Source organism: Pseudonocardia aurantiaca (assembly GCF_039526725.1).
Taxonomy (GTDB): Bacteria; Actinomycetota; Actinomycetes; order Mycobacteriales; family Pseudonocardiaceae; genus Pseudonocardia; species Pseudonocardia aurantiaca.
In genome coordinates this window covers 259,512-284,019 of the sequence record NZ_BAAAJG010000001.1, presented here as the reverse complement: position 1 = coordinate 284,019, position 24,508 = coordinate 259,512, and the positions used below count along the sequence as shown (strand labels likewise).

General features: G+C 73.2%; 24 protein-coding genes. 10 read left to right on the top strand and 14 right to left on the bottom strand.

Annotation, left to right across the window (positions count from 1 at the left end; all coding sequences use genetic code 11):
* Positions 1-23 precede the first annotated feature (23 nt).
* Positions 24-1,448 carry an MFS transporter gene (locus ABD143_RS01315; protein ID WP_343969903.1) on the bottom strand — a complete coding sequence of 475 codons (1,425 nt, stop codon included), beginning with the start codon at positions 1,446-1,448 and terminating at the stop codon, positions 24-26.
* A 77-nt stretch (positions 1,449-1,525) separates the two neighbouring features.
* On the opposite strand from ABD143_RS01315, the gene ABD143_RS01310 reads away from it, so the two are divergent.
* Positions 1,526-1,975 carry a winged helix-turn-helix transcriptional regulator gene (locus ABD143_RS01310; protein WP_343969900.1) on the top strand — a complete coding sequence of 150 codons (450 nt, stop codon included), beginning with the start codon at positions 1,526-1,528 and terminating at the stop codon, positions 1,973-1,975.
* Between the two features lie 27 nt (positions 1,976-2,002).
* Entirely contained in the window at positions 2,003-2,626 is a 624-nt protein-coding gene (upp, locus tag ABD143_RS01305; RefSeq protein ID WP_343969897.1) for a uracil phosphoribosyltransferase, read from the top strand.
* A 620-nt stretch (positions 2,627-3,246) separates the two neighbouring features.
* On the opposite strand, the gene ABD143_RS01300 is transcribed toward upp, so the two are convergent.
* Positions 3,247-4,317 carry a cytochrome P450 gene (locus tag ABD143_RS01300; protein ID WP_343969894.1) on the bottom strand — a complete coding sequence of 357 codons (1,071 nt, stop codon included), beginning with the start codon at positions 4,315-4,317 and terminating at the stop codon, positions 3,247-3,249.
* 76 nt (positions 4,318-4,393) lie between these two features.
* Here ABD143_RS01300 and ABD143_RS01295 point away from each other — a divergent pair, with 76 nt between their 5' ends.
* Positions 4,394-4,960, top strand: a complete 567-nt coding sequence (locus tag ABD143_RS01295; RefSeq protein ID WP_343969891.1) for a TetR/AcrR family transcriptional regulator — start codon at positions 4,394-4,396, stop codon at positions 4,958-4,960.
* Between the two features lie 46 nt (positions 4,961-5,006).
* Here the strand turns inward: ABD143_RS01295 and ABD143_RS01290 are convergent, their stop codons facing one another.
* On the bottom strand, positions 5,007-5,579 hold the full coding sequence (locus tag ABD143_RS01290; protein ID WP_343969888.1) for a TetR/AcrR family transcriptional regulator: 573 nt from the start codon (positions 5,577-5,579) through the stop codon (positions 5,007-5,009).
* Positions 5,580-5,645: 66 nt separating this feature from the next.
* On the bottom strand, positions 5,646-6,110 hold the full coding sequence (locus tag ABD143_RS01285) for a flavodoxin family protein (RefSeq protein WP_343969886.1): 465 nt from the start codon (positions 6,108-6,110) through the stop codon (positions 5,646-5,648).
* Between the two features lie 101 nt (positions 6,111-6,211).
* On the opposite strand from ABD143_RS01285, the gene ABD143_RS01280 reads away from it, so the two are divergent.
* A complete protein-coding gene (locus ABD143_RS01280) occupies positions 6,212-6,958 on the top strand; it encodes an SGNH/GDSL hydrolase family protein (RefSeq protein WP_343969884.1) in 747 nt (248 codons plus the stop codon).
* A gap of 51 nt (positions 6,959-7,009) precedes the next feature.
* Here the strand turns inward: ABD143_RS01280 and ABD143_RS01275 are convergent, their stop codons facing one another.
* Positions 7,010-8,251, bottom strand: coding sequence for an amidohydrolase (locus tag ABD143_RS01275; RefSeq protein ID WP_343969881.1), 1,242 nt, complete (start codon positions 8,249-8,251; stop codon positions 7,010-7,012).
* A gap of 406 nt (positions 8,252-8,657) precedes the next feature.
* On the opposite strand from ABD143_RS01275, the gene ABD143_RS01270 reads away from it, so the two are divergent.
* The 4 genes from ABD143_RS01270 (at position 8,658) to ABD143_RS01255 (ending at position 13,897) form a co-directional block, all read left to right on the top strand.
* Positions 8,658-10,292, top strand: a complete 1,635-nt coding sequence (locus ABD143_RS01270; RefSeq protein ID WP_343969878.1) for a serine/threonine-protein kinase — start codon at positions 8,658-8,660, stop codon at positions 10,290-10,292.
* A 36-nt stretch (positions 10,293-10,328) separates the two neighbouring features.
* A complete protein-coding gene (locus ABD143_RS01265) occupies positions 10,329-11,120 on the top strand; it encodes a purine-nucleoside phosphorylase (protein ID WP_343969875.1) in 792 nt (263 codons plus the stop codon).
* A 41-nt stretch (positions 11,121-11,161) separates the two neighbouring features.
* Positions 11,162-12,733, top strand: a complete 1,572-nt coding sequence (locus ABD143_RS01260; RefSeq protein WP_343970250.1) for a phospho-sugar mutase — start codon at positions 11,162-11,164, stop codon at positions 12,731-12,733.
* A gap of 195 nt (positions 12,734-12,928) precedes the next feature.
* A complete protein-coding gene (locus tag ABD143_RS01255; RefSeq protein WP_343969872.1) occupies positions 12,929-13,897 on the top strand; it encodes a DUF559 domain-containing protein in 969 nt (322 codons plus the stop codon).
* A gap of 135 nt (positions 13,898-14,032) precedes the next feature.
* Here the strand turns inward: ABD143_RS01255 and ABD143_RS01250 are convergent, their stop codons facing one another.
* On the bottom strand, positions 14,033-14,482 hold the full coding sequence (locus tag ABD143_RS01250; protein WP_343969869.1) for a gamma-glutamylcyclotransferase family protein: 450 nt from the start codon (positions 14,480-14,482) through the stop codon (positions 14,033-14,035).
* 71 nt (positions 14,483-14,553) lie between these two features.
* On the opposite strand from ABD143_RS01250, the gene ABD143_RS01245 reads away from it, so the two are divergent.
* A complete protein-coding gene (locus tag ABD143_RS01245; protein ID WP_343969866.1) occupies positions 14,554-15,957 on the top strand; it encodes an NAD(P)H-quinone dehydrogenase in 1,404 nt (467 codons plus the stop codon).
* Positions 15,958-15,967: 10 nt separating this feature from the next.
* Here the strand turns inward: ABD143_RS01245 and ABD143_RS01240 are convergent, their stop codons facing one another.
* The gene (locus ABD143_RS01240) at positions 15,968-17,368 is read right to left on the bottom strand and encodes an FAD-dependent oxidoreductase (RefSeq protein ID WP_343969863.1); all 1,401 of its coding nucleotides are present in this window, start codon (positions 17,366-17,368) and stop codon (positions 15,968-15,970) included.
* Between the two features lie 234 nt (positions 17,369-17,602).
* On the opposite strand from ABD143_RS01240, the gene ABD143_RS01235 reads away from it, so the two are divergent.
* Positions 17,603-17,962 carry a hypothetical protein gene (locus tag ABD143_RS01235; RefSeq protein WP_343969860.1) on the top strand — a complete coding sequence of 120 codons (360 nt, stop codon included), beginning with the start codon at positions 17,603-17,605 and terminating at the stop codon, positions 17,960-17,962.
* Here ABD143_RS01235 and ABD143_RS01230 read toward each other — a convergent pair whose 3' ends face one another.
* From ABD143_RS01230 to ABD143_RS01200, 7 genes are all read right to left on the bottom strand, one after another.
* Positions 17,963-18,769, bottom strand: coding sequence for an ESX secretion-associated protein EspG (locus tag ABD143_RS01230; protein ID WP_343969857.1), 807 nt, complete (start codon positions 18,767-18,769; stop codon positions 17,963-17,965).
* Between the two features lie 180 nt (positions 18,770-18,949).
* Positions 18,950-19,426 carry a hypothetical protein gene (locus tag ABD143_RS01225; protein ID WP_343969854.1) on the bottom strand — a complete coding sequence of 159 codons (477 nt, stop codon included), beginning with the start codon at positions 19,424-19,426 and terminating at the stop codon, positions 18,950-18,952.
* 246 nt (positions 19,427-19,672) lie between these two features.
* The gene (locus ABD143_RS01220; protein ID WP_343969851.1) at positions 19,673-20,281 is read right to left on the bottom strand and encodes a GNAT family N-acetyltransferase; all 609 of its coding nucleotides are present in this window, start codon (positions 20,279-20,281) and stop codon (positions 19,673-19,675) included.
* Positions 20,282-20,293: 12 nt separating this feature from the next.
* A complete protein-coding gene (locus ABD143_RS01215; protein ID WP_343969849.1) occupies positions 20,294-22,102 on the bottom strand; it encodes an acetyl/propionyl/methylcrotonyl-CoA carboxylase subunit alpha in 1,809 nt (602 codons plus the stop codon).
* 130 nt (positions 22,103-22,232) lie between these two features.
* Positions 22,233-22,634, bottom strand: coding sequence for an SCO6045 C-terminal-like domain-containing protein (locus ABD143_RS01210; RefSeq protein WP_343969846.1), 402 nt, complete (start codon positions 22,632-22,634; stop codon positions 22,233-22,235).
* The gene (locus tag ABD143_RS01205; protein WP_379659636.1) at positions 22,631-23,479 is read right to left on the bottom strand and encodes an MbnB/TglH/ChrH family RiPP precursor modification enzyme; all 849 of its coding nucleotides are present in this window, start codon (positions 23,477-23,479) and stop codon (positions 22,631-22,633) included. The genes ABD143_RS01210 and ABD143_RS01205 overlap by 4 nt, the downstream gene beginning before the upstream one ends.
* Positions 23,457-24,356 (bottom strand): TIGR04222 domain-containing membrane protein, encoded by a 900-nt coding sequence (locus tag ABD143_RS01200; protein WP_343969843.1) that lies wholly within the window; start codon positions 24,354-24,356, stop codon positions 23,457-23,459. Before ABD143_RS01200 ends, ABD143_RS01205 begins: the two co-directional genes overlap by 23 nt.
* Between the last annotated feature and the right edge of the window lie 152 nt (positions 24,357-24,508).

Here is a 24,508-nt window from a genome sequence, read left to right as displayed (position 1 = left end):
CTCTCCAGGCGTTCGTCTCGGGGCTACGCCGCCGTCGCTTCCGGCGCTCTCTCTCGGGTCCCGCGCAGGCCGGGCGCCGTCAGCACCACACCGAGCACCCCGGCCACCAGCGGCACCACCAGGCCGGCGCGGAAGCCCTCCAGCACGGCCTCCGGTGTCCCGGCCGCCGTGTTCGCGACGATCACCGCGGCCACCGCCGCCAGCCCGAGCGCGGCGCCGAACTGGAACGACGTGCTGAGTAGCGCGCTAGCAAGGCCCTGCTCCTCGTCGTCGACGTTCTCGGTGGCGGCGATCGTCAGCGGGCCGTACGCGAGCGCGAACGCGACGCCGAGCACGAGCAGCGCCGGGAGCATCACCAGGAAGCTCCAGTCCGCCCCGACCGGCAGGAACAGTAGGTACGACACCACCGCAAGCGCCAGGCCACCGACCAGAACCCGCGCGTTGCCGAACTTGTTGACCAGCCACGGCGTCAGGGTCGGGGCGAGCACGGCGTCGATGCCGGCCACCGCGAGCGCGAGCCCCGTCTCGATCTCCGTCCAGCCGCGCAGCTCCTGCAGGTAGAGGACCACGGTGAACTGGAAGGCCATGAACGAGCCCACCAGCAGCATCGCGCCCGCATTGGCCCGCAGCAGGGGCGCCGAGCGCAGGATGCCCAGGCGCACGAGCGGGGCAGCCGAGCGCCGCTCGATCGCGACGAACACCCCGAGCAGGAGCAGGCTCGCGGCGAGTGTCGCGAGCGTGAGCGGGCCGTCGACGTCCGGGGCGCGCACCACGGTGACGACCAGCAGCACCATCGCACCGGTGAGCGTCGCGGTGCCCACGACGTCGAACCCGCCCGATGTCCGCGCCGGGCGCTCCTCCCGGGGGATCAGCAGCACGGCTGCCACGAGGATCACGGTGGCCATCACCACCGGCGCGAAGAAGACCCAGCGCCAGTCGATGGCCGTCAGGAGCCCGCCGACGACCATGCCGAGCGAGAACCCGCCCGCGCCTGCGCCGGCGTAGACGAGCACGGCGCGGTTGCGGGCGTGGCCCGCGGCGAACGTCGTGGTGATGATGGACAGGCCGGCGGGCGCCATGAAGGCCGCCGCCACGCCCGTGACGAACCGGGCGAGGATCAGCACCCAGCCCTCGGAGGCGAGCCCGCCGAGGCCGGAGAAGGCCACGAACACCACGAGCCAGCCCAGGAACATCCGGCGGCGGCCCAGCAGGTCGGCCGCGCGCCCGCCGAGCAGGACGAACCCGCCGTAGCCGAGCACGTAGGCGCTCACCACCCACTGCAGCTCGCTGGTGGACATGCCCAGCTCTGCGCGGATGGAGGGCAGCGCAACACCCATCATCGAGACGTCGATGCCCTCGAGGAAGATCGCGCCGCACAGGACGAGCAGCAATCCCCAGCCGCGGCGGCTCAGCCGCTCGTCGAGTTTGGGGGACGGGGATAGGGGCACCGGTTCGCTCCTCGTTCGGTCGACCTGACTTGGTTCTGTCTTGTAACCGACCGCATCGTGCGTCACTATTGGCACTCGTGGAAGAAGGCACTTCGAAGGAACCGACGCACTGCTGCGGCACCGACGCTGCCTACGGCGACGCGTACCAGTGGGATACGCGGGAGGACTGCGAGGTCCGCCAGATCCTCGACCGGATAGCCGACAAGTGGTCGTTGCTGGTCATCGCGCTGCTCGACCGCCGCACCCTGCGGTTCACCGAGCTCCGCCGCGAGATCGACGGCGTCAGTCAGCGCATGCTCACCGTCACCCTGCGCCAGCTGGAGCGCGACGGGCTCGTGCGCCGCACCGTCCACCCCGTCGTGCCGCCGCGCGTCGACTACGAGCTGACCGACATGGGCGGCACGCTTCACGAGACGATCCAGGCGCTCGTCACCTGGACCGAGACGCATCAGAACGCGATCGCCGCGGCCCGCGCCGAGTACGACCAGCGCGCGGCCGCCGAACAGAACGCACTCGCCAGAGCCTGACCCGCCGCTCCGGTTTAGCCTCTGCGCATGGACGTGCAGGTCGTCGACCATCCCCTGGCCAAGGCGCGACTTTCCGACATGCGGGACGCGCGCACGAGCAACCCGGCCTTCCGCGCCGCGCTCGCCGACCTCACCCTGATGCTGATCTACGAGGCCACCCGGGACGCCCCGTTGGCAAGCGCGCCGCTGCACACCCCCGTCGCGCGCACGCTCGGGTACCGGCTGGCCGACCCGCCGCTCCTCGTGCCGGTGCTGCGTGCCGGGCTGGGCATGGCGGATGCCGCGCTCGGGCTGATGCCGGAAGCGCAGATGGGATTCGTCGGGCTCGCCCGCGACGAGCAGACCCACAAGCCCGTGCCGTACATGGAGTCGCTGCCCGAGTCGCTTATCGGCCGCCCGGTGTTCGTGCTCGACCCGATGCTGGCCACCGGCGGCTCGATGGCCCACACGATCGAGCTGCTCACCGAGCGTGGCGCCTCGGACGTCACCGCGATCTGCGCCCTCGCCGCCCCCGAGGGGATCGAGCGGCTACGGTCGAGCGGGCTGCCGGTGCGGGTGATCACGGCGAGCATCGACGACCGCCTGAACGACTCGGCCTTCATCGTCCCCGGCCTGGGTGACGCGGGGGACCGGCAGTTCGGCGCGGTCTGAGAGGCCCTCGACAACGGCGGTTGAAAGCTGTCCCCCGTCTTCCCGAACCGCGCGGGCGAACCCGGCGGCGTCGTCGGCGTACAGGTGCACCGCGGTGAGCGGAACGACGCCGTGACCGGGCACCTCCGCCTCGACCTGCCCGTCCAGCGCGATCTCGACGTTCGTCTGGTTCCCGACGGGTAGGTACAGCACGCCGTTCTCGACCTGCACGGACTTTCCGTCACGGGACCGCCGGACCTGGCGGACCCGCGCGACCGACATCCGGGGCAGCTGGACGTCGACCGCGCGGGCGCTGCGCACGCGCACCCCGGACGGCCCGACGACGTGCGGGTGCACCGTGATCCCCGCCAGGAACCCGAGCGCGAACAGGAGCCCCCACACCCCCACGACCAGCACCAGGATCCGTAGCCACGTGAACGCCGGGCTCCACGGCACGATCACGTCGAGCGCCACGATCTCCAGCGCCGACACCGCGGTAAAGACGATCACCGCGGGCATCATCGGCCCGCGGTAGGCGAAGGCCCGGCCGCCCGGCTCGACGTCCGGGCGGCGCCACACCCACCGCGCCAGGCTCACCCAGCTGTCGGCCTCGGAGCGGGCGGCCCGCTGCAGCAGCGCGTTCACCACGTCACCGGCAGCGCGCTCGGGCCCGAGTCCACGTGGCCGTGCGTCCACGGGATCTCTTCGAGCCGCAGCCCGGGCAGCCCGCGGGCCAGGGCGGTCAGTGCGGCTTGCAGCTCCAGCCTGGCCACGGCGGCGCCGAGGCAGTGGTGCGGGCCGCGGCCGAACGCCAGGTGCGCCGGCCGGCCGGGCCGGAAGGCATCCGGGTCGGCAAACGCGGCGGGATCCCGGTTGGCGGCGGCCAGGGACACGAGCACCCGGTCCCCCGCGGCGATGGTGACGCCGCCGAGCTCGACCTCCTCCCTCGCCCACCGCGGCATCGGATCGCCGGTGAGCCCGCTGGCCAGCCGGAGCGCCTCCTCGACAACCTGCTCGTCGACCGTGTCGAGCCGCCCGGTCAGGTGGACCGCGCCGACCGCGATGGCGTTGCGCGAGCTGACATAGCCGGCGCCGACCAGCACGACCACCATCCCGACGAGCTCGTCCTCGCTCAGTCGGCCCTCCTCGGCGTCACGTACGGCTATCAGGCCGCTCAGCAGGTCCTCGCCTGGCTCGGTCCGGCGCGCCTCGACCAACTCGGCCGCGTACGCCGTGAACGCCTCCCAGCCGGAGACGAGCGCAGCCTGGTCTCCCGGATCGGCCATGAGCGCGCCGTCGGCCAGTCGGCGGAACTCCGCGCGGTCGTCGATGCGCACGCCGAGCAGCTCGGCGATCACGGTCGCCGACAGGGGGGCCGCGAGGTCCTCGACCAGGTCGGCGGGCGGGCCGGCGGCAACCATCGCGGCGACGGCGTGATCCGCCAGCTCGCGGGTGCGGGGCGCCAGTGCTGCGACCCGCGCTGGGGTGAACGCTCTCGAGACCAGGGTGCGGAGCCGGCGGTGCGTGGCGCCGTCCCGGAACAGAGTGTGGTTGTCCGCATCGGAAGCGCCGGGCTGCTCCACGCCGAAGCGTGGATCGGTCAGCACGGTCGCGGCCGTCTCGTAGTTCGCGGCCATCCAGGCCGGCCCGCCATCCGGGGCGGTCACAGCGGTGACCGGACCTCCGATGGGGAGAACGGGGCTGAAAAGCATGACTACCTCCTTCGCAATACAATACGACCGTATGGCAACGATGCTTGGGAGTCAATACGGATGTACTGTCACGGGCGTGCCGAAGCAGGTGGACCATGCGGAGCGGCGCGCGCTGATAGCGGACGCCGTGCTGGCCGTCATCGCGCGCAGCGGACTGGAGGAGGCGAGCGTGCGGCACGTCGCGGCCGAGGCCGGGGTTTCGGTCGGGATGGTGCAGCACTACTTCCGCAGCAAGGACGAGATGATGCGGTTCGCGCTCGAGCGGATCAGCGCCGGCGTGGAGGAGCGGCTCAGCGGCGTGGGCGAACTGTCTGCCCGCGCGATGCTGCGGGCCCTGTTCCTGCAGCTCCTACCGCTCGACGAGCAGCGAACCCGGGAGGGTCGGGTCGCACTGGAGTTCATCAGCTACGCGACCGTGCGCCCCGAGCTTGGCGGCGAGCTGAGGGACAACGCCCGGGCGCTCCGCGAGTATTTCGCTGCGCAGATCGACGGTGGCCCGCTCGCCCCGGAGCCCGCCGCCACAGGGCTCCTCGCAATGCTTGAGGGGCTCGGCGTACAGGTTCTGAGTGGACAGCTCGCACCCGACGACGCGGTCGCGGCCTTCGACGCCTATCTGGGAGTGGTGTTCGGCCCGGCGGAGTGACGCAGCCCCGTGAACCAGGTGCTCTGCTCGCAGTGGGAGTGCGCGGTCAGATCGTCACCGGCGCGCGCCAGCCGTCGAGCACGGTGTGCAGGGCCTCCTCGAGCCGCGGGGCGGGGTCGTCCGGGAGCAGGCCGCGGCGCTGCAGCGAGACCCAGCCGTGCACGGTGGCCCACAGCGTGACGGCGGCCGTGGCGGGGTCCAGGTCGGGTCGCAGCGCCTTGTCCTCCACTGCCCGTTCCACCAGCTCGCGAAGCCGGCCGAGCGCCGCCTGCGCGCCGACGGGCTGCAGCTCACCGGTGAACATCGCGTCGAACAGGTGTGGGTCGGCGAGCGCGCCGAGCCGGTAGGCGGCACCCAGCCGCACGAGGTCGGCGACGGGGTCGTCACCAGGCACGACGGCGAGGTGCGCGGTGAACCGGAGCAGGGCCTCCTCCAGCACTGCGTTCAGCAGCGCCGGCTTGCCGCCGAACAGCGAGTACACGGCGGTGGTGGACGTGCCGCAGTCATGGGCGAGGGTGCGCAGGCTCAGCGCGGCCGGCCCGCCTGCCGACAGCATCGCCCCGGCCCGCTCCAGCAGTCGGCGGCGCAGCGCCTCGTCGTGGACCTTGGGGCGGACCATCGCGGCAGGTTACTTTCCCGTTCGGACGCGCCGGCACGAGGCTGTGCCCTGGGAGCTGTTCAGGACCTAGCCCTCCTGCTCCGGCGCGATCGTCGCGGCCACCACCGCGCCCAGCTCCTGCACCGCCGCGAGCGCAGCGCGGTCCGGCGCTCCCATCACCTCGACCGGGGCTGCCACGCGCGTCCAGCCCATTCCGTCGGCGATCGAGCCGATCGCCCGCACCGCACCCTCTACGCCGAGGTTGCCATGGACGTAGAACCCGTAAGGCAGGCCGCGGGTGTCATCGCGGCAGACGTAGTAGACGGTGTCGAAGAAGTGCTTCAGCGCTCCTGACATGTAGCCGATGTTGGCCGGGGTGCCGAGCACCACTCCGTCGGCGGCGAGCAGGTCGGACGCCGTGGCGGCGAGCGCTGCGCGCCGCACCACCTCCACACCTGTGATCTCCGGGTCGGACGCGCCGCTCACCGCGGCGTCGAGCAGTTCCGCCGTTGCGGGGGAGGGCGTGTGGTGGACGATCAGCAGCCGGGCCACGAGGATCATGGTGACAGGTCTCGGTCCGGTAACGCCGGTGCTGCGCCGACCGAACCCGAACACGGGACCTGATCACGACAAGTGGTCTCGGGCGGGGGAACGTGAGGCTTAGCGGGTTCGTGCGCGGGGCACTGGTGCTCGCCTGCACCGGGATGTTGCTGACCGGTGCGCAGGCCGGGAGCGGCACCGCGCGGCCGTCCACGCCGGCGCGGGCGGGCGCGGCCAGCGGAGCAGCGGCCACCGAGCCGTTGCGGATCATGCCGCTCGGCGCGTCCAGCACCGTCGGCACGGGCAGCACCTCGACGGCCGGCTACCGGGGGCCGCTGCAGCAGCGCATGGCGGCCCACGGGATCGCCGTCGAACTGGTGGGCTCCCAGCAGGACGGCCCGGCCTCGGTGCCGGACCGCGACCACGAGGGGCACGGCGGTTGGACGCTCGCCCGGATGGCGCCGCAGGTGGCCGGGTGGGTGCGGGAGGCGCGCCCAGACGTCGTGCTGCTGCACGCGGGCACCAACGACCTGATTCAGGGCGCGAGTGCGCAGGTCGCTGCGCAGCGCCTCGACGTGGTGCTCGACGCGATCCACGAGGCGTCGGACGCCCACGTGATCGTGGCGGGCATCTGGGCCCCGCTGTCCGTACGCGCCCGAGCGCGCGCCGAGTTCGACGCGCTGGCCGCGGCCATGGTCGCCGAGCACCGGATGGAAGGCTGGTCGGTCAGCTACGCCGACACCTCCGAGCTGCTCACCCGCACGGATCTCGCGGACGGGCTGCACCCCAACGCGGCGGGCTACCAGCGCATCGCCGCGATGTGGGAGGAACAGATCAAGGCCGCCATGACGAAGAGGTGATCGGCTCCATCCCCAACTGTGGGCAAGTGGATGCAGCTGTGGAGAACCCGCTCAGGGCGCGGTGAGGGCCGCCAGTGTCGCGTGGGTCAGCACCCGCACACCGAACGGGAGCGCCCGCTCGTCCAGCGTGAACGTCGGCTGGTGGATGTCGTACATCCGGCCGTGCCCCGACCACACCCCGAGTCGCGCCATGGCGCCCGGAACGTGCTCCAGGTACCACGCGAAGTCCTCACCGCCGCTCGACTGCTCGGTGCCCGCCGAGGCGTCCGGGCCGTGGACGGCGACGGCTGCATCGGCGAGCATTCCGGCACTCACCGCCTCGTTGACGACCGGCGGCACGCCGCGGATGTGCTCGAGCACGTAGCCGACGCCGGTGGGCGCGAGCAGCGACGCGACGAGGGCGCGGACCTTCTCCTCGAGCTGGCCCCACGTGGCGTGGTCGGCGGTGCGCAGCGTGCCGCGCAGCACCCCATGCTGCGGGATGGCGTTGGCGGCTTCGCCCGCCTGCACGGCCCCCCACACCAGCACTGTGCCGGAACGGGGATCGACCTGGCGGGTGAGCAGCAGCGGCAGCTGCGTGATGAGCAGCCCGATGGCCTCGACGAGGTCGGCCGTGAGGTGCGGGCGGGAGGTGTGGCCACCGGGCGAGGTGAGCCGGACCTCGAGAACGTCGCACGCCGAGGTGAGCGGCCCGACCCGGGTGCCCAGCTTGCCCACCTCGAGGCGCGGGTCGCAGTGGAGCGCGAAGATGCGGTCGACACCCTCCATGGCGCCGTCGGCGACCATGTCGATCGCGCCGCCCGGCTGCACCTCCTCCGCGGGCTGGAAGATCAGCCGGACGCGGCCGGGGAGCGCGGGCGCCGAGGCCAGGGCGAGGCCGGCGCCGAGCACCATCGCCGCATGGGCGTCGTGCCCGCAGGCGTGCATGACGCCGTCGACGGTGGACGCGAACGGGAGCCCGGTGTCCTCGCGGAGGGGTAGGGCGTCGAGGTCGGCACGCAGCGCGACGCACCGGTCGCCGTAGCCGATGTCGCAGACCAGCCCGGTGCCCGACGGGAGTGTGCGGGGCTCGAGCCCGGCATCCATCAGGAGCTGAGCGATCAGCTCCGTGGTGCGGTGCTCGGCCCGGCCGAGCTCCGGTACGGCGTGGATCGAACGCCGCCATGCCACCACGTCGGAGCGATGGGCGGCGAGCCAGGCCTCGAACCAGCCGGGGCCACTGCCGGCGCCGAGATCAGCCACGGCGAGGCCTGCGGTCGGCACCAGGTCGGTGTGCTCCTCGAGCAGGGTCACCGGGCATCACCGGACCGGCCGACCTCCGGACGATCCGCCTCGACGCGGCGCAGCACTGGGCCGCGCGGCGAGACTGCGTTCACGTGCATATTGCAATGGTGCTCACCCGGACGGCGGTAGACCATGCCAAAACGGGGTTCGGGCGCGAGTCCTCGGCGAGGGGTCGCAGATCTGCTGCGGGCGGGCCCGAATGCGCTGACGAACGGTCGCAGGGCGCTACGGCAGAAGGATGCTGTCGCCGCTCGCCGCATATGGACTGGTTCGTCCGGTGTCGCTCGCACTGACGCCATGACAATGGAGCTACCCGCTTCGGCGACGTCGACACCGTACTCGCGCGAGACCGCCCGATCCGGGGACTCGGGGGGCCGACAGCGCAGGGTGATCGGGGACTCGTCAGAATGGGTGGGTGTCAGAGGATGGCCCGGATGCCGACAACGTACGCCGCATCGGCGGCCGGTACACGCTGTCCGACCTCCTCGGCGCTGGAGCCATGGGCACGGTCTGGTCGGGCTACGACGAGGTGCTGCAGCGGCGCGTCGCCGTCAAGGAGCTGAAGGTCCCGCCAGGGGTGCCGGACCAGGAGATGGCCGAGGCGCGCGAGCGCATCATGCGAGAGGCCCGCGCCCTCGGCGGCCTGTCCCACCCCAACATCATCACGGTCTTCGACGTCGTCGACGTCGCAGGCGAGCCGATGGTCGTGATGGAGCTCGTGCCGTCGCGCAACCTCGCCACCATGATCGGCGAGCACGGCACGCTCACCATCCAGCAGGTCGCCGTGGTCGGCTTCGCCACCGCGGGCGGTCTGCGCGCCGCGCACCGCAGCGGCATCACACATCGCGACGTGAAGCCGGGCAACGTCCTGGTGGCCGACGACGGCCGTGTGAAGCTCACCGACTTCGGCATCGCCCGCAACATCGCCGACGCCCCCATGACGAGCGTGGGCCTCGTGCTCGGTTCCCCCGCCTACATCGCACCCGAGGTGGCGGCAGGTCAGCCCGTCACGCCCGCTGCGGACCTGTGGGGCCTGGGCGCCACGCTCTTCGCGGCCGTCGAGGGCCGCCCGCCCTACGACGTGAACGGCGACCCGGTCGCCACCATCACCGAGGTCGTGGACGGCGAGGTGCCCCGGCCGCGCGGCGCCGGACCCGTCGTCGACGTGATCATGGCGCTGATGCGCAAGCAGCCGGACGCGCGCATGTCACTGGAGGAGGTCCGCTCCCGGCTGCGGCCCCTCATCGACGACCCGGACGACCCGCTCTACCCCGGCTCGCCCGACGCCCCCACGATCGGTGCCGGGATCCCCCTGCCTGCACCGGCTCGCACGGAGCTCACCGGGGCCCGCTCGGCATCCCGCCTGCCGCCCGCACCGCTGCCACCCGCCCCGACCGGCGCCCGCGCTCCCGTCGGGGCGGCGCCGCTCGCACCGTCGCCCGGCCCGCTGCCAGGGCCCACGCGCCCGCCAGGACCCGCCCGGCAGTCCCGTTCCCGGCGCCCCGCCGCGCCGGCCACCGTGTCGGGTGGGGCGGCGGTCGCGCTGGTGCTCGCCGGTGCCGCGGTCGTGCTGGTCGGAGTCTTCGGCGGGTGGTCGGTCACCAGGGCCCTCGGCGGCCAGTCGCCGCTCACCACGCTCAACGTCACCGCGAGCAACACCGCTGTCGAGCAGCACAGCGACGGGCTGGGCTTCTCCGTGCCCGTGCCGCGCGGGTGGGAGATGTATCAGAACCAGCCGCCCGCGAGCGGCGAGCCGTCCGTGAGCTTCGTGAGTCCGGACGGCAGCGAGGAGCTGACGGTGCAGCGCGCCGCGTCCGTGGAAGAGGGGCAAGCAGTGCCGGGCACGGTGCTGGAAGCGCCGACCCCGATGGGAGACGGCGGTGTGCAGCTCAGCTACGCCGTCGACAACCGCACGTCGTGGCGGCGTGTGGTGCCCGTGGCCAAGGGCGCGTGGACTGTCACGCTGACCGTGCCCGAGCGCGCAGCCGGGCCGACGTCGTCCGAGCTGTTCACCGTGCTCGCCCGCGGCTTCACGCCCACCACCGCCTGACCGGGCTCCCCGGTCGATCGACGTAGGCTGCGGCCCATGACCGCCGACGCCTCCCCGGCCGCCGCCGCCGCGGCCATCGCAGCAGCAACGGGCGTCGACGCCCACGACGTCGCAGTGGTGCTCGGCTCCGGGTGGCGTCCGGCGGCTGACGTGATCGGCGAACCGGAGCACGAGCTGGGGATGGCCGAGCTGCCGGGGTTCCGCCCACCGGGCGTCGCAGGGCACAGCGGCACGGTTCGCTCGGTGGCGGTCGGCGAGCGCAGGGCGCTGGTGCTGCTCGGCCGCACCCACCTCTACGAGGGCCACGGCATCGAGCCCGTCGTGCACGGCATCCGCACGGCCGCGGCGGCGGGCTGCCGCACAGTGGTGCTCACCAACGCCGCGGGCGGCATCCGGGAGGGCATGTACGTCGGCGAGCCCGTGCTGATCTCGGACCATCTCAACCTCACCAGCCGGTCGCCGCTGGTCGGGCCGCGGTTCACCGATCTCACCGACCTGTACTCGCCGCGCATGCGCGCGCTGGCCCGCGAGATCGACCCGGAGCTCACCGAAGGCGTCTACGCGGGGTTGCCCGGGCCCCATTTCGAGACCCCCGCCGAGATCCGGATGCTGCGCGGGCTCGGCGCCGATCTCGTCGGGATGTCCACTGTGCTGGAGGCCATCGCCGCGCGTGCCGAGGGTGTCGAGGTGTTCGGGCTGTCGCTCGTCACGAACCTCGCCGCAGGCATGACGGGCGAGCCGCTCGATCACCACGAGGTGCTGGCCGCCGGTGCGGCGGCGGCCGGGCGGATGGGTGAGCTGCTGCGCAACCTGATCGCGAAGGCCTGACGACCGCGGTGGCACTGGAGCCGGGGCTGCGCGACGCGGCCATGCGCTGGATCGCCGACGACCCCGACCCGGCCACCCGCACGGAGCTGCAGCGGGTGCTGGCCGCGGCGATGGTCGGCACGGCGGGCGCTGCGGAGGAACTCGCCGACCGCATGTCCGGGATGCTGCAGTTCGGCACGGCGGGGCTGCGCGGGCCGGTGCGCGCGGGACCGTCCGGGATGAACGTGGCCGTCGTCCAGCGCGCGACGGCCGGGCTCGCCGCCTGGCTGGCCCGCGGCGGCGAACGCGGCACCGTGGTGGTGGGCCGCGACGCGCGGCACGGCTCGGAGGCGTTCGCGACGGCGGCGGCCCGGGTGTTCGCGGGCGCGGGCTTCGACGTGCGGGTGCTCCCCGAACCGTTGCCCACGCCGGTGCTGGCCTTCGCCGTCCGGGGGCTCGGAGCCGTGGCGGGCGTGCAGATCACGGCCTCGCACAACCCGCCCGCCGACAACGGCTACAAGGTCTACCTCGCCGACGGCGCCCAGCTCGCGCCGCCGTCGGACGCGGAGATCGAGGCGGCGATCAGCGGCGCCCCCGCGGCCGTCGCGATCCCGATGTCTTCCGCGGTGTCCGAGGCCGACGTCACGGAGGCGTATCTGGACCGGGTCGCCCGCCTGCCGCGCGGCCCGGCGCGACAGCTGAGGGTGGCGCTCACACCCATGCACGGCGTGGGCGGCGCGACGGCGGTGCACGCGCTGCACCGGGCCGGGTTCACCGACGTGCACGTCGTGGCGGCGCAGGCCGTGCCCGACCCCGACTTCCCGACGGTCTCCTTCCCCAACCCCGAGGAGCCAGGCGCCACGGACGCGCTGCTGGCGCTCGCCGCCGAGACCGGCGCCGACCTCGCGATCGCCCTCGACCCGGACGCCGACCGGTGCGCCCTTGCGGTGCCCACCTCAGCGGGCTGGCGGATGCTCAGCGGCGACGAGACCGGCGTCCTGCTCGGCGACCACCTCCTGCGCTCGGGCGGGTACACCGACCCGCTCGTGGCCACCACCGTCGTGTCGTCGTCGATGCTGCGTGCGGTGGCCGCGGCCCACGGCGCCCGCTACGCGGAGACGCTGACCGGCTTCAAGTGGATCGTCCGCGGCGGGCCGGGGCTCGTGTACGGCTACGAGGAGGCGCTCGGCTACTGCGTCGACCCCGACGCCGTCCGCGACAAGGACGGGATCGCCGCCGCCGTGCTGGCCTGCGACCTCGCGGCGGGCCTGAAGGCGGCCGGGCTCGGCCTGCAGGACCGACTCGACGAGCTGGCCGTCGCGCACGGGGTGCACCTCACCGAGGGCATCTCGCTGCGGATGGAGCCTGCTGAGCGCGACGCAGCGGCCGCCCGCGTGCGCGCCACACCCCCGGACGGCTGGGAGACCGAGTTTCCCGCCCCCGACGTGCTGGTACTGCGCCGCGCCGGCGAGCGGCTGGTGGTGCGCCCGTCGGGCACGGAGCCGAAGCTGAAGGCGTACCTGGAGGTAGTAGAGCCGGTGACGGACAAAGCCGGGTTAGCGGAGGCGAAGACAAAGGCGGAGGCGAGCCTGACCGCCCTAAGCAAGGAAACCCACCACCTCCTCAACCCCTGACCATCCCGCGAGTCGGGGTGTGGGTGCGCGCGAGTCGGGGTGTGGGTGCGCGCGAGTCGGGGTCTGAGTGCACCCGAGTCGGGCTCTGAGTGCATAGGCCGCGCGGCGAGCGCTGGTTGTCCACATCTTGGCTGAGTTGTCCACAGATCCGAGATCGGCCTGTCACCGCTAGTGGCGGCGGAGATCGTGGTGGACGTGGAAACCACGAGCACCGCGCGGCATGGCGCCATCTCCCGGCAGGACGCCATCGCCGCGTTCGGCTTCCAGGAGGTGCGCCGCCGGCACGAGTCAGGACGGTGGCGCGCGCCATGGGAGGGCGTGCTCATCGACGGCACCCGAGCTTCCGATCCGCTCACACTTGCCGCGGCGGCTGTGCTGCTCGGCGGACCAGATGCGGTATTGGCCGGCCCGACGGCCGCCCACATGCACGGTTGCCGCAGCGTCGAACCGCTGCCCGTGCACCTGATCGTTCCCTACGGCCACTGGCTGCGGTCGCGGGCCGGCCTCATCGTGCACAACGGCGGGATGCTCGACGCCGACCGGGAGGAGCGTCAGGGGCTACCGGTGCTCTGCTTCGAGCGCGTGCTGACGGACATGCTGTGCCGGAGCGGCCCGTCCGACGCACTAGCCGTGATGGACGAGGCTCTGGCGATGGTCGAGCCGAGTCGGCGCGAGCACTACCGGGCGGCCATCGCCCGTCGGATCGAGCATCGGTCTGACCCGCGCGGCACGCGACGCGGCGTGCAGCTGCTGGACCTCGCCACCGGTGAGGCCGCCTCACCGGCCGAGAGCTGGTTCCTGTGGCGGATCGTCGACGCCGGGTTCCCGGTGCCACAGGTCAATTGGTCCCTGTTCGGGCCGGACGGCCTTGAGATCTACCGTCTCGACTACGCCTGGCCGGAGCTGCGCATCGTCGTCGAGTACGACGGGCACGCGTACCACGCTGGGAGGGAAGCCGAGGACCAGGCGCGCGCCGAGGACCTCCGGCGCCGGGGCTGGATCGTGATCAGAGCCGGTGCCGAGGACCTGGGTCGACCGGAGCAGTTCGAGGCGAGGCTCGAGCAAGCGTTCGGCCAGCGGGGCGTCGACGTCGGGAGGCGGGCGAAGCGAGCGCTCCGAGGCCGCCGGCACCGCGAGCCCGGCGAGCGCCGTCGGGCACGCTGATGCGCCACGCTCGTTCTGACGCCCGTCGCATCGGCGCTGATCGCGTCTGGGCTCGCCGCCGACTCGCGCGCACCCACGCCCCGACTCGCGCGCACTCACGCCCCGACTCGCGCGCACTCACGCCCCGACTCGCGGTTACAGGGACTTGCGGCTTGGGCGGCTTCTCAGGGCGGCGACGTAGTCGTCGGGGGCGCCTGCCTGCTCCGCCGCGTCGGCGATCACACCCAGGTAGCGGGCGCTGGGCTCGCCGCCCTCGTACGCGTCGAGCACGTAGATCCACGCCAGCACGTCGCCCTCGAGTGTGTGCACCCTCAGCCGCAGCTTCTTGTGCAGCCCGAGTTCGCCGCCTTCCCAGCGGTCGAGCCGGTCGGCGTCCAGGTCGGAGACGTCGTAGAGCACGACGAAGACCTGCGAGCTGGGTTCCTCGACCACAGTGGAAAGCGCGCCCTCCCAGCCGTAGTCCTCACCGCCAAAGGTCAGTCGCCAGCCAACGAGCCATCCGGATCCCGCCATCGGCGAGTGCGGAGCCCGCTCCTTCATCTGCGCCGGGTCCATGTTCGACCCGTAGGCGGCGTACAGCGGCACCGCAACAGCGTAGAGCCGACCCGCCCGCGTACGGTGCTCGGGGAACCGGACGAATGCGGAGGAGCACACTCGTGACGCGGATCGTGATCATGGGTGGCGGCCCTGCGGGCTACGAGGCTGCCCTCGTCGCGGCCCAGCACGGCAGTGACGTCACCATCGTCGAGCAGGACGGCATGGGCGGCGCCTGCGTGCTCCACGACTGCGTCCCGTCCAAGACACTCATCTCCTCGGCCGGCATCCGGGTCGACCTACACAGGGCGCCTGACCTGGGCATCACCGCCGATCTGAAGGCCATCGGGGTCGACCTGCCCACCGTGCACGCCCGGGTGAAGGCGCTCGCGCTCGCGCAGTCCGCCGACGTCCGGGCCCGGGTCGAGCGGGAGGGCGTGCGCATCGTCCGCGGCTCGGCGGCGTTCACCGACGAGCCGTCCGCCCGCGCGCCTCACCTGATCGAGGTACGCAAGCTCGACGGCGGCCGCGAGGAACTGCCTGCGGATGTCGTGCTCGTTGCCACGGGCGCCACCCCGCGGGTGCTGCCGGGCGCGGTGCCCGACGGCGAGCGCATCCTCAACTGGCGCCAGCTCTACGACCTGCAGGAGCTGCCGGAGCACCTGGTGGTGGTCGGTTCCGGCGTCACGGGCGCCGAGTTCGTCTCGGCGTACGTGGAGATGGGGGCCCGGGTCACGCTCGTATCCAGCCGCGACCGCGTGCTCCCCGGTGAGGACGCCGACGCTGCGGCGGTGCTGCAGGACGTCTTCGCCGAGCGTGGCGTCGAGATCCTGGCGCAGGCCCGCGCCGACTCGGTCAAGCGCGACGGCGACGGTGTGCTGGTGACCCTCGCCGACGGGCGCACGGTCACGGGCTCGCACGCGCTCATGACGGTCGGCTCCGTGCCCAACACCACCGACATCGGCCTGGAGAAGATCGGCGTCGAGACCGACCGGGGCGGGTTTATCCCGGTCGACCGCGTCTCGCGCACCTCGGTCCCCGGTGTCTACGCCGCCGGTGACTGCACCGGCGTGCTGATGCTCGCGTCCGTTGCCGCGATGCAGGGCCGGATCGCGATGTGGCATGCGCTCGGCGAGGGTGTCGCCCCGATCAAGCTCAAGACGGTGGCGGCGGCGGTGTTCACCCGCCCGGAGATCGCCACCGTGGGCATCAGCCAGCGCGCGATCGACGCGGGTGAGGTGCCGGCGCGCACGATCATGATGCCGCTCTCCACCAACCCGCGGGCGAAGATGCAGGGCCTGCGCCGCGGGTTCGTGAAGCTCTTCTGCCGCCCGGCCACGGGGGTGGTGGTCGGCGGCGTTGTGGTGGCTCCGGTGGCCAGCGAGCTGATCCTGCCGATCGCGATGGCCGTGCAGAACGGGCTGACGGTGGCCGACCTGGCCCACACGTTCTCGGTCTACCCGTCGCTGTCAGGCTCGATCACCGAGGCCGGCCGGCAGCTGATGCGCCACGGCGACCTGGACTGACGGACGGCCCTCATGCCGTGGCCGGTCGGCGCCGGAGCCGGCCCAGCAGCGCCCGCACCAACACGGTCGGGTGGGCCAGCGAGCTGGGGTGCGCGAGCATGGTGGTGACCATGGTCATCCGCCGGTTGAGCTCCTGGTCCACCGCCGACGTCGCGAAGACCATGTTGCCGATCCCCGAGACGACCCGGTAGCCGCGGGGGTAGGGGCCGTCGACGTGGGGCAGCGCGAGGTCGGCCGTGGTGGAGATCTGCCATGCCGCGTCCACGATCACCCGGACGTCCGCGAAGTAGGTCCGCGCGGGCTCGTCTAGGCGCGGGCCGCTGTTCAGGTAGGCCGAGAGGCAGGACGCGTGCAGCGCGGCCGACGTCATCCCCTGGCCGTAGACGGGGTTGAACGACGCCACCGCGTCGCCCGCGGCCACGAGGCCGGCGGGCAGCCGGTCCAGCTCGTGGTAGTCCCGCCGCCTGCTGTCGGCCTGGTGGTAGGTGACCACGTCGCCGATCATCTCGGCGTTCTCGGCGATGTCCCCGAACACCGACGGGAAGTCCCGCCGGCACCGGGCGGCGAAGTCGGCCGGGTCGCGGCTGGGCCGGTCGTCGGCGTAGCCGGCGATCAGCATGATCCAGCGGTCACCCTCGACCGCGTTGACGCCGCCGATCCGGGCGACGCGGCCGGGTGCCGGACGGTCCTGCGAGACCACCACGGCCACCGGGCTCACCTGCGGGTCCCGCTTGAACATCGCTGTGGCGTAGTTGAGCCGGATCGGCATCCGGCGCAGCGGCGGGCGCGCCCAGCCTGCGTCGGCGAGCCAGTCACCGAGCCTGCTGGACCGGCCCATGGCGTCGACCACCATGTCGGCAGGTTCGGTCAACGGCTCGCCGTCCTCGGGGTGGTAGTGCACCCCGGTGACGCGGCCGCCGCCGATCTCCAGGCCGTCCGCGCGCCCGCGCACCGTGTGGACGTTGGGGATCGCCGACACGCGCGCCCGCACCATGCCCTCGAGGAACGGCCGCGTCGTCACCAGCGTGACGCCGGCGCCAGACAGCACGGGGGCGTTGGGGTGCAGGTTGCCGTTGACGTACTGGCGAACGTCTTCGGCAGGGGGGACCACGGCGCCCGCGGCGATGGCCTCCTCCCCGAAGCCGGGGAACCACCGTTCGAGCTGCTGTCCGCCGGCGGGCAGCAGCGCGTGCACCTGGGTGCCCTGCGGCACTCCCGGCCGCGGTTCGAACCCGGTGTCGCCGTCCCGCTCGACGAGGAGCACCTCGTCGGCGTGGTCGCTGAGGACACGGGCGGCAAGCAGCCCGGCCATGCTCCCGCCGAGCACCACGGCCCGGCTCATCAGGCGCTTCGGCGCCGCGGGCCGGTCGGGGGCGTTGAGCTGCGCGAAGACGCGCGAAGGGGTGGGCACGGGGTTGCTCCCTGCCGCCCGCGACCGGGCGCTGCCGGTCGTCGATCGGGCCTAGGCCGTTGTGAGGTCACCCCCGATCGTGATCACCGGCGGCCCCGGCGTCAACCCGATCATGATTGACGGCCGGTGCCCGCTCGGTCCGTGTCGTGGCCGGGCCGGGTACGCCCGAATCTCGGGGTACGGATCGGGGCCATCCCGGATGGGTGAGCGGCTTTGCGCGCGCACGATCGAGTCATGTCGACTCTGCCTGCCACCTCCCGCGTGCCCGCCGGCGCCGTGCTGCTCGCCGGGCTCGGCGCGCAGCTCGTGGATGACGCCGCCTTCTTCGTGCTGCCGCCGCTCGGCGTGATCGCCCCGTTCAGCGGGCTGCTCGCGATCCTGCTGACCGCAGGGGCCGCCCGGTACATCACCCGTGACCTCGGAGGCGCCGCGGTGGCCCGCACCGGCCTGGCGCTGGGCCTCACGTCCGCCGCGATCGGTCTCCTCGTCGGTGGGCTCGGCTTCGTGACGATCCTGCTCGCCGGCGTGACCGTGCTCGCCGGGGTGGCGGGTGCCGTCGCCGGCCGCGGGCTGGCGTCGAAGGCGTCGGAGTAGTCAGCTTCCGCCCACCGCGGCGGTCGCGGCGCCGAGCAGCTCGGACAACCGGTGGCGCAGCCGCCGGTCGTCCGTGGGGGCGAGGGTGCTCCAGTCGACGCCGTCGTCACCGGTGGTGCGGGTCAGGAGGTAGCGCCCGCGCGGCCCGTCCAGGACGCCGAGCACGCCTCCCGAGCGGTGCAGGACCCCCCAGCGGTCTGCCGCGAGCGCCACGATCTGCGCGCGCCGCTCGGTGCCCGCGAGCATGCGCACCAGCAGCCCGGCCTCGCCGGGTGGCACGTCCCGGCCGAGGAGCACGGCTCGCCGCTGCGCGGGCGGCGCCGTGAGGGCGGCCGCGAGGGTGTCCGTCGGCACGGTGCATGCCCGCCCGGCGCCCGCGCCCGCCGCCGGCAGCACGGCGAGCAGCCCGGACGGGAGCGAGTTGCACCGGGTGAGGGCCACGGTGGCGTCCTGGCAGACGGCGAGCGCGCCTGTGCCGGGCCGTCCGGCGGCCACCGCCCGCACGCTCCGGCCCCACCAGGCCCGCAGCTCCAGCTGACCGGCCGGGCGGGCCAGGAGGTTCAGCAGGCGGCTCAGCTCCGGGTCGGGGCCGCTGGGCCCGGCGAGCCCGCGCACGCGCAGCGCCTGCCAGCCGGCGGCCTCGATCGCGCGGCGCTCGGCGTGGGTGCGGCCGGGCGACTCCAGCCGCAGCACGACGGGTGTGGGGCCGAGCCCGAGCCGTTCCCACAGCACGTCGAACTCGACGGCGGTGAGCACATGCCGCGGCGTCTCGGGCTGCTGGTCGAATTCGGGGGCTGGCTCGGCCACGGTGTCCTCCCAGGCAGGGTGTCGGGGAAGAAGCTAGGTCGGAGGTAGCGAGAAGGGGCCCGAACGGCGAACTTCGGATGCGATCGCAAACGCCCGCCCCCGAACGCAAGGAAAGCCACCTTCCTTGCGCCTGACGCAAGGAAGGTGGCTTTCCTGCCAACCGGGAGCGGTCGGGCCTCTTCAGCTGGTGCGGGCCAGGGACGCTTCCGGCGTCCGGCACCCGACCAGCGGGCAGAGGGTCGAGCAGTCGATGCGGGCGTGGAGGCCCGCGTCGGTGAGGGTGCCGGCGAAGGGCCAGAGCCCGGTGAAGCGCTGCAGGTACCAGTAGAGGAACACGTAGTCCGGATCTGCAGTGTCGGCGACGAATACCGGGCGCCCTGGCAGAGCCTCGATCCAGCGGGCGTAGTCGGTCATCGCGATGGCGGGTGGACGGCTGGCCCGGCGGGTGGAGAGCCAGTCCTCCGCCCGCCGCCTCCAGAGCTGGAGGGCGACCGGGTGGAGAGTGGCACCGGGCAGTTCACGCACATTGGTGGTGAACTCGAGGATCGGACCTCCGTCACGCAGGTGCGCGGCCGAGGTGAGGGTGAGTAGGGAGTGGGGGCCCGGTATCGGGCCGTCGGTGTGGATGTGCGTGGTGACGTAGATGTCAGGGGGCATGTCGGATCCTGGTCGCCGATCTGAACGGGGGCGTGTTCGCGGCGCGGCCTGAGCCTGCGTGGCGAACGGCTCCGCGGCGCGGCTGGTGGTCCGAGGACCGCCGCGTGGCGGAAAGGAACCGGGCCCCGTGGTCTGGTGGTCACACGGGTTGCGTCACTGCCGTTCCGCTATGCACTTGTTCAGCACGGTGTGGAGCGCAGTGGAATCGCCTGGCCAGCCGACGGTAAGCCGCCGCGGCGGAGATCGTCAACGATGCGTCGCCAACCGGCCCGCCATGTGGACGTCCATGCGCTTCCCGTCCACCAGCCAGGCCGAGCGCTGAGTGCCCTCCAGCGCGAAGCCGCACTTCTCCGCCACGCGCCCGGAGGCGGTGTTGCCGTCCGCCCACGCGTACGACACGCGGTGCAGGCCCAGCCCGTCGAAGGCGAACCGGAGCATGGCCGACACCGCCGTCGTGATCATCCCGCGGCCCCGGGCCTGCGGCAGCGCCCAGCATGCGGCGTCGGCGACCCCCTGGTACAGGTCGAGCCCGGCCAGTTCGACCTCGCCGAGCATCACGCCCGTGGTCGGGTCGCACACCGCCCACGTGTAGCGCTGGTCGCGGGCCCATTCCACGGCGCGCTGCCGGACGTAGGCGTCGGCCTCGGCGAGCACCGCCGGCGGGCGGCGCCGCCAGCGGCGGATCTCCGGGTCGGCGCAGGACGCGAGCACGGCCGGACGATCGTCGATTCTCCAACGCGCTTCTGGCCGGCCAACGCCGCTGCGGAGCAAGGCGGCGGCGTCGCCAGGGACAGCACTGCCGGCGCTCAGCGCGCGCAGGTACCAGGAGCCGGCATTGATCTCGACGGGTTCCACCCGTAGACGGTCTCAGTCCTTGATCTCGCAGATGACGGTGCCCTGCGAGACGGACGTGCCGGTGTCGGCGGAGAGGCCCGTGATCGTGCCGTCCTTATGGGCGGTGACGGGGTTCTCCATCTTCATGGCCTCCAGCACCACCACCAGGTCGCCCGCGGCCACTGTGTCCCCGTCGGCCACCGCGACCTTGATGATCGTGCCCTGCATCGGCGCCGTGACGGCGTCGCCGGAGACCTTCGTGGCGCCCTTGCCGCCGCCCCGCTTGCGCGGCGGTGCCTTCGCCGCGGCCGGGCCGCTACCCCCGCCGAGGGCGAGGTCACCGGGCAGCGACACCTCCAGCCGCCTGCCCCCGACCTCGACGACCACGGTCTGGCGCGGGGCGTCCTGGGTGTCGGCGCCCGCACCGCTCTCGAACGGCGCGACGGTGTTGTCCCACTCGGTCTCGATCCAGCGGGTGTGGACGGTGAAGTCCTCCTCCGACGCGGCGGCGAACGCCGGGTCCTCGACCACGAGCCGGTGGAACGGCAGCACGGTGGCCATGCCCTCCACCTGGAACTCGGCCAGCGCGCGGCGGGAGCGTTCGAGGGCCTGCGCGCGGTCGGAGCCGGTGACGATCAGCTTGGCCAGCAGCGAGTCGAACTGGCCGCCGATCACCGACCCGGTCTCGACGCCTGCGTCAACGCGCACGCCCGGCCCGGCCGGGAAGGTGAGCGCGGTGACCGTGCCAGGGGCGGGGAGAAAGTTGCGGCCCGCGTCCTCGCCGTTGATCCGGAACTCGATCGAGTGCCCGCGCGGCTCCGGGTCCTCCAGGAGGTTCAGCACCTCGCCCTCCGCGATGCGGAACTGCTCACGCACGAGGTCGAGGCCCGAGGTCTCCTCCGACACCGGGTGTTCCACCTGCAGCCGGGTGTTGACCTCGAGGAACGAGATCAGCCCGTCCTGCCCGACCAGGAACTCGACGGTGCCCGCGCCGTGATAGCCGGCCTCCTTGCAGATGGCCTTCGACGCCTCGTGGATCGTGGCGCGCTGCTCGTCGGACAGGAACGGCGCGGGCGCCTCCTCCACGAGCTTCTGGAACCGGCGTTGCAGCGAGCAGTCGCGGGTGCCGACGACGATGACGTTGCCGTGGGTGTCGGCGAGCACCTGCGCCTCGACGTGGCGCGGCTTGTCGAGGTAGCGCTCCACGAAGCACTCGCCGCGGCCGAACGCCGCGGTGGCCTCGCGCACCGCCGACTCGTACAGCTCGCCGATCTCGCGCTTTTCGCGCGCCACCTTCATGCCGCGCCCGCCGCCGCCGAACGCCGCCTTGATCGCGATCGGGAGGCCGTACTCCTCGGCGAAGGCCTCGACCTCCTCCGGGCCGGAGACCGGGTCGGACGTGCCGGGCACGAGCGGGGCGCCCGCGCGCATCGCGATGTGCCGCGCGGTGACCTTGTCGCCGAGGTCGCGGATGGCCTGCGGAGTGGGCCCGATCCACGTGATGCCGGCGTCGATCACGGCCTCGGCGAAGTCGGCGTTCTCCGACAGGAAGCCGTAGCCGGGGTGGATGCCGTCGGCGCCCGCCCGCTTCGCCGCGTCGATGACCTTGCCGAAGTTCAAGTAGGACTCGGCCGCCGTGTCGCCGCCGAGCGCGAACGCCTCGTCGGCCAGGCCGACGAAGGGTGCGTCCCGGTCGGGGTCGGCGTAGACGGCCACGCTCTGCAGCCCGGCGTCGCGGCAGGCGCGGATGACCCGGACCGCGATCTCCCCGCGGTTGGCCACGAGGACCTTGCTCAAGCGCGGCACGTCGGCCTCCCTGTCGTGGATGCCCGGGGACCCCATGCCCCGGCGCAGTCGGTTAGGCGGAGTCTAAGTGCCCCTGCTGGGCTCGCCGTCCCCTTCGAATGTGGCATAGCCAACGCCGCGAACATGCCACGACACTGCCGACGGCGCCGCGTTGCCGGAAATACCGTCATCGCCGCCGGAGCGCGGCCATCGCCCGGCCGGCCAGGCTGCGCCGACGCGGCGCACCTCGCCCGTCGTAGCGCATCGTCGCCTCGCGCCCTGCGAGCTCCGCGGCAGCGGAGGCGGCCAGTTCGCCGCACTCGCGCAGCGCCACCGCGACGTCCCAGCCGTCGCGTAGCGCCCCGACGGGCTCGTGGCCGTCCTGGTGCGCCGCGAACACCCGCGGCCAGTCGGCGCCGAGGGACCCGGCCAGCAGCGGCCAGAGCCGCGCGGCGTCCGCGGCCCGTTTGCGCAGCAGCGCGCGGCGGGTGGCGGCGAGACGTACCGGGTCGAAACCGGGTGGGAGCGGCCCGCCGGCCACCAGCGCGGCGACGAGCGCGGCCTGGCGCTCAGCGAGGTTCCCCGTCACCGGGGCAGCCCGGCGGCGGTGGCGATGACCTCCAGCTCCGCGGTCAGCTCGGCGCCAGGCGGGTAGCGCCCGTCGCGCTCCAGCATCACGGCCGGGCCGGGCACCCGCTCGACGAGCCGCTCCAGCAGACCCAGCACGGCGGGAGGCACCGGATCGGTGTGGGTGTCGTGATAGAGCCCCGGGTCGTCGGGGTGCTCGGCGCCGCCTGCCACGTGGACGTACGCGACGCGGTCGAGCGGCAGCCGGTCGAGGATGGCCTCCGGGTCCTGCCCGCGGTTCAGCGCGTTCGCGTGGACGTTCGCCACGTCGAGCAGCAGCAGCGCGCCGGTCCGCTCGAGGAGCTCCCGGAGGAAGTCGGGTTCGGAGTACTCGTCGTCCGGCCAGTCGAAGAGCGCCGCGATCGGCTCCAGCGCGAGCGGGACGTCGAGCTCGGCCTGCAAGCGCCGGACGTTCGCGGTGAGCACGTCGAGCGCGTCCCGGGAGCGCGGCACCGGCAGCAGGTGGCCGGCGTCGCGGCCGCCTGCGCGCACGAACGCGACGTGCTCGCTCACGAGCGGCGCCGACAGCGCCGCCGCGCACGCCGCGAGGTGCGCGACCCGCGCCGCCTCGACCGGTTCGGCCCCGCCGAGGGAGAGCCGCACGCCGTGCGGCACCACGGGTATTCCGCGCTCCCGCAGCTCCGCCACCCCTCGAGGCGGAACTGCGGGAGCGAAGCTCTCGGCGATGACCTCGCAGAACGCGGGGGCGGCTCGGTCGGCCACCCAGCCGGCGATCTCGGGACGCCAGCCGACCCCTACGCCGGCCGGCAGCGGTGGCGGCGACTCACCCCCCGCAGCCGCCGCCACCGCACCCCCCGCCGCCACCGCCACCGCCGCCGTCGGTGGATCCCCCACCGCCGCCGTCGCCGGAGCCGCCCGCGGTGACGCGCTGCGCTGCGATCTCGTGCGCGAAGGCCGGGTCGGACGCCCAGAGCGCACTTGTTCCGAAGACCCCGATGGAGAGCGCTGCCCCTCCGGGGCCGTAGACGTGCCAGTCCGGTCGCAGCGACGGGGCCAGCGAGTGGTGCTCCGAGCGCAGCTGGGCGAGCGTGCGGTCGCCCAGCCGGGTGCGCCGCGGCGCCCTGGCCAGCTGCACGGCGGCGACGACCGTCACGGCGACGAATGCTGCGAGCAGGAAGCCGACCGGTTGCGCCTCGGCGATCCCGGCGAGGAGGCGGACGAGTCCCAGCCCGGCCACGCCGAGCATCCAGAGGCCCACGCGTCTGATCTGCCGCCGCTGCTCGTCAGAGAGCAGCAGGCCACCGGTCACCAGGCGCTGATCGACGATCACGAGCGCGGTCTGCACCGGCCGGTGGAACGGGAGCCGTCTGCGGTGCACCGGGCTCGCGGCCGCGAAGTGGATGGCCTTCTCGAGGCCGTCGGTGTCGGGCGTGAGGCGCCCGGCGGCCCGGACGTTGCCGCCACCGGAGCCGGCGATCGTGCCGCGCAGGTGCATGGCGCTCAGCGCGGAGTAGACGGCGAGCTCGGGGCCGGCGTTGAGGTAGGCGACGTCGTGCGGGTGGGCGGTGAGGTCACCGGCCCGGATCGTGGCCTCGGGATCGGCGAGCGCTCTCCGGGCGCGGGTGCCTGCCACCAGGACCGCAACCGCGATGGCCAGGTAGATCAGCAGGAACTCGGGACCGCTGATGCCCCAGGTCCCAGCTGTAGCTGCGGTGAGGGCCATCGAACACCTCCTGCGCCGTCCTTATGAGACGGTTCACAGTGTTGCGGTGGCCTGTGCCACACGGAACCTTCTTCACAAGGACTTGAGGTTCCTGCGCAGGCCGGCCCTCCTGCAGCCGCCGATCGCGTCGGCGGCTGCGCCGGATGGCCAGA

Coding starts and splice junctions, on each gene's coding strand:
- ABD143_RS01235 (WP_343969860.1), top strand. CDS start 17,603: ATGTCGACTCTGCCTGCCACCTCCCGCGTGCCCGCCGGCGCCGTGCTG.
- ABD143_RS01290 (WP_343969888.1), bottom strand. CDS start 5,579: ATGGTCCGCCCCAAGGTCCACGACGAGGCGCTGCGCCGCCGACTGCTG.
- ABD143_RS01260 (WP_343970250.1), top strand. CDS start 11,162: ATGCGCTGGATCGCCGACGACCCCGACCCGGCCACCCGCACGGAGCTG.
- ABD143_RS01215 (WP_343969849.1), bottom strand. CDS start 22,102: ATGGGGTCCCCGGGCATCCACGACAGGGAGGCCGACGTGCCGCGCTTG.
- ABD143_RS01225 (WP_343969854.1), bottom strand. CDS start 19,426: ATGCCCCCTGACATCTACGTCACCACGCACATCCACACCGACGGCCCG.
- ABD143_RS01300 (WP_343969894.1), bottom strand. CDS start 4,317: ATGCTTTTCAGCCCCGTTCTCCCCATCGGAGGTCCGGTCACCGCTGTG.
- ABD143_RS01265 (WP_343969875.1), top strand. CDS start 10,329: ATGACCGCCGACGCCTCCCCGGCCGCCGCCGCCGCGGCCATCGCAGCA.
- upp (WP_343969897.1), top strand. CDS start 2,003: ATGGACGTGCAGGTCGTCGACCATCCCCTGGCCAAGGCGCGACTTTCC.
- ABD143_RS01200 (WP_343969843.1), bottom strand. CDS start 24,356: ATGGCCCTCACCGCAGCTACAGCTGGGACCTGGGGCATCAGCGGTCCC.